Consider the following 3699-nt stretch of genomic DNA (forward strand, 5'->3'; position numbering starts at 1 on the left):
AAGCCGTATTTGAGTATATTGATATTGATTACAACCGTAAAAGAAGGCATAGTGCGAAAGGCTATATAAGCCCACTTAATTTTGAACTAAAGAACATAGCTTAATTGAGTGTCCAGAATTACTGCCAGGGATCACTGGGTGCCGGGGTGCAAAAATCCATCAGCGAGCATTGGCAGGTTGGTGTGGGTTATGAGTTTGCCGACTGGGGGAAAAGTGAACTGGGTCGCGCTTTAGGGCAGACAATGAATTCAGGGTTGGCGCTGAATCACCTCTACACCAACGGCGTTTTGTTTAACCTGACTTACGTGGCATAAGGACTGAAACCATGCAAAGAACCATCAAAAACAACACATTAGCGAACAAGCTAATGCTTGGCCTGCTTTCTTGCTTTATATGGACCGCATCCCACGCAGCCGGTCCATTGTGGACCGTAATGCCAGCCCCAGGAAGTAATCCCACTCAGACCGTGCCGGAGAGCAGCACTTCATTCATACAATATATAGTACAGAATCAGTCGGGCAAGCCTAAAAAACTAGTGATTCAGCCGATGCCTGGCATTACACAAACCACACCTTGTCAATTGGCACCCAAGGGGCAGGTGGGTAGTAGCTGCACTTTAAATCTTTCTATCATCGGCAGCGCCTTGCCCCAGGGCGGCGTTCATGGTGGACCTGCACTCTGCCTGGCCAATCCAGATGGCAGCCCAAACCTACTCCAATGCTATCAGCCAAGTGCAGTACACATTCTAAATATCACGAAAGGCAGCGCCGAAATTGCAGCACTTGCGGTGAGTCCACCGGCGTTAGACCTGGTGGCGGGCAGCGGCACGCCGGGTTTTTTAACGATCACCAATAATTCTAGCGTTATCACTGCACAGAATGTTCAGGCAACCTTACCGGCAAGTTGGACGGATGTGACCCAGGATGCCAGCAACTGCGTTGCCATTGCGCCTAATGGCGGCAGCTGTCAGTTACAGTTTACGCCTGGTGCTGCAACACATGCTCTGGAAACCATACCGATTTCCGGCAACAATACCACGCAGGTCAGCGCACAAATTGCAGTAAATGCTCCAGCGCAAGCCAGTCTGGCAGTCAGTGGTGCGCCGCTCGTATTATCGCCCAATTGCGGGACGGGAAGTACGCTAACGGTAACCAACACCTCAACTACCACTGCGGCTGAAAATCTATCGATTGATTTAGGCGATTTAACAGACAATGTTCAGATAAACAACGATAGTTGCACGGGCAGCGACCTGGCAGCCAATGGTGGTCAATGCACCTTTGAACTGCAAGGAACAAGTGCAGCAGCTGCTGATACTATTACGGTTGAGGCTGATAACGCACCGGCGGTCAGCTCCAGTGTGGAAGTCAGGCAATTAGCTGTAAACGATACCTACCAACAGGGCATTGTCTTTGTAGTAGACAACTGCAATAACGGCAAAACAGCGGCACGTCAGGACAGTCAGGACGCATCATCCAGTTTCCTTATTGTGTGGGGCGGCTTTAATGGCGGCGGAGCAGGCTGCATATCAACCAATGCCACTGACATTAATAATGGCGCGACCAATACAGCGACTATTTTTAACGTCTTGACAACCACTAACATGATAGCAGCTAATACCTACGCGGCTGGTATTTGTTATCAATATACAGTAAACGCCGATAGTAACTCACCATGTACCGGCAATCCAGGCGAGACCTGTTATTCAAACTGGTATTTGCCGGCAGAAGGAGAGCTCAATGATTTGTGGCAGCAAACAACATTTAATGGACGTACTATTGCTGGGTTTGATTCCCTCTTCTATTGGAGTTCTACCGAGGTTGGGGCGTGTGCCGCACGCGCTCAGTTCTTCAGCAATGGCTTCCGCGACTTCGACAGTAAGGGCAACAAGAATAGAGTTAGGTGTGTTCGGGCTTTTACCCCTTCAACCCTTTAACCCTTTTCTTTTGAGGCAGCGAAGCTGCCTCTTATAAACACCGCGCAGCGGTTCGATTTTATTTTTTTTGATGTTGGGCTTATGGCATTATATACGGAACTTCCAGTTTACCGTGATACCTACCAGTTGGTACTGAAGGTATTTGAGGTAACCCGCGATTGATCCTACCTCGATTAGCTGTACACCTTGTTTAAGAGATATAATCTCATCAGCAAGGAGTAGAAATGGTAAGAAATGTCTATACAAAAGAGTTCAAAGGTAAAGCTATTGAATTGTTAGAGCAAAGCGATAAGACTTTAAGACAAGTGGCAAGAGAGCTAGGGGTAGCAGAAAATAATCTCTATAACTGGCGTAAAAATTACAGAATCAACCATGAAAATGCTTTTCCGAATCACCCCAAGCTCACTGAAAAGGATTTGGAGTTGAGACGTTTAAAAGCGCGCATTGCTGAACTTGAAGAAGAGCGAGAAATCTTAAAAAAGGCAGCAGCGTTTTTCGCCAGGGAAGGCCAGCGAAATACGCGTTAATTAAAGAACAATCGGCTTTCCATTCTGTAAAAAAGCTTTGTCAGGTATTAGGTGTTTCAAGTAGTGCTTATTATACATGGCTAAAAGGAAGAGTTAGACTTCGCCAACAGGAAGATAAGCTTTTGTCAGAAATTCTGCGACATCAGTTTGACGAGTCGCGCCAAACTTATGGTGTACCACGCTTGCAGCAAGCATTACGTAAGCAAGGAAAATATCATGGGAAAGCTCGGATAAAGCGGCTTATGCAACAAGAAGGATTGAAGCCTAAAGCGGCAAGACGATTTAAAGTGACCACAGACAGTCGCCACTCAAAGCCTGTTGCCGAGAACTTACTGGGAAGACAATTTAATCCTATTGCCGCCAATATTTCCTGGGCTTCTGACATTACCTACATCCATACTGATGAAGGATGGCTGTATTTAGCCACCGTAATCGATTTATATAATCGAAAAATTGTAGGTTGGAGCATGGGAACACGCCTGGTTACGGAGCTTGTTGAGAAGGCTTTAGTTATGGCTATCCACCGCAACAATCCACCTAAAGGGGTTATTCATCATTCCGATAGAGGCTCTCAATATTGTAGTAATGCTTATCAATTCCTTCTTAAAAAGCATGGCTTTGTTTGCTCCATGAGTGGCTCAGGTAACTGTTATGATAATGCGGTCATGGAAAGCTTTTTTCATACCTTGAAAATTGAAGCGATTTACGGGGTTACTTTTAAAACTAGAAAAGAGGCTCAATTAGCTCTATTCGATTACATTGAAGTGTTTTACAATCGCAAACGCATCCATTCATCTCTAGGGTTTCAAACTCCCAGCAATTTTGGAATGGCTGCATAATGTTGGTGTCCGGTTTTTCGAGGCAGGATCATTCCTGAACTATCTCATATTTGAGGCGTTCTTCGGCATACATTTTCTTCAGTCGCCGGTTTTCTTCTTCAAGCTCTTTAAGACGGGACATCATTGATACGTCCATGCCACCGAACCTCGAGCGCCACTTATAAAATGTAGCGCTGCTCATTCCGTGTTCTCGACATAACTCTGCTACTGGCGCTCCAGCTTCTGCTTTCTTGAGAATATTAATGATCTGACTATCTGTGTATCTTGACTTTTTCATGCAGAATCTCCTTGCACATATAGTTGATTAAAATTTAAAAAGTCTTATATATTTGTTATAATTAGCGCTTTTTAGCTATGACATATTCATTAGATTTTAGGGAAAAAGTACTATCCCATG

Annotated in this window: 4 protein-coding genes and 2 pseudogenes; 5 read left to right on the top strand and 1 reads right to left on the bottom strand. The window is 45.2% G+C overall.

Annotated features, from left to right (window positions below; translation table 11 throughout):
* The 5 genes and pseudogenes from E1O47_RS11840 to E1O47_RS11865 all read left to right on the top strand — a co-directional run.
* Nucleotides 1-104 (top strand): IS3 family transposase (locus tag E1O47_RS11840; RefSeq protein WP_165475120.1); only part of this gene is annotated, 104 nt, incomplete at its 5' end.
* A 27-nt stretch (nucleotides 105-131) separates the two neighbouring features.
* Nucleotides 132-314 (top strand): annotated as a pseudogene (locus E1O47_RS11845) (porin family protein); the annotation flags it as partial.
* Nucleotides 315-325: 11 nt separating this feature from the next.
* Nucleotides 326-1936 (top strand): Lcl C-terminal domain-containing protein, encoded by a 1611-nt coding sequence (locus E1O47_RS11850; protein WP_133131452.1) that lies wholly within the window; start codon nucleotides 326-328, stop codon nucleotides 1934-1936.
* 224 nt (nucleotides 1937-2160) lie between these two features.
* The gene (locus E1O47_RS11860) at nucleotides 2161-2463 is read left to right on the top strand and encodes a transposase (protein WP_133131453.1); all 303 of its coding nucleotides are present in this window, start codon (nucleotides 2161-2163) and stop codon (nucleotides 2461-2463) included.
* Nucleotides 2463-3302, top strand: coding sequence for an IS3 family transposase (locus E1O47_RS11865; protein WP_242602110.1), 840 nt, complete (start codon nucleotides 2463-2465; stop codon nucleotides 3300-3302). The genes E1O47_RS11860 and E1O47_RS11865 overlap by 1 nt, the downstream gene beginning before the upstream one ends.
* 31 nt (nucleotides 3303-3333) lie before the next feature.
* Here E1O47_RS11865 and E1O47_RS11870 read toward each other — a convergent pair.
* Nucleotides 3334-3579 (bottom strand): annotated as a pseudogene (locus tag E1O47_RS11870) (transposase); the annotation flags it as partial.
* Nucleotides 3580-3699: the final 120 nt, after the last annotated feature.

The organism is Legionella yabuuchiae (assembly GCF_900640115.1).
Taxonomy (GTDB): domain Bacteria; phylum Pseudomonadota; class Gammaproteobacteria; order Legionellales; family Legionellaceae; genus Legionella_A; species Legionella_A yabuuchiae.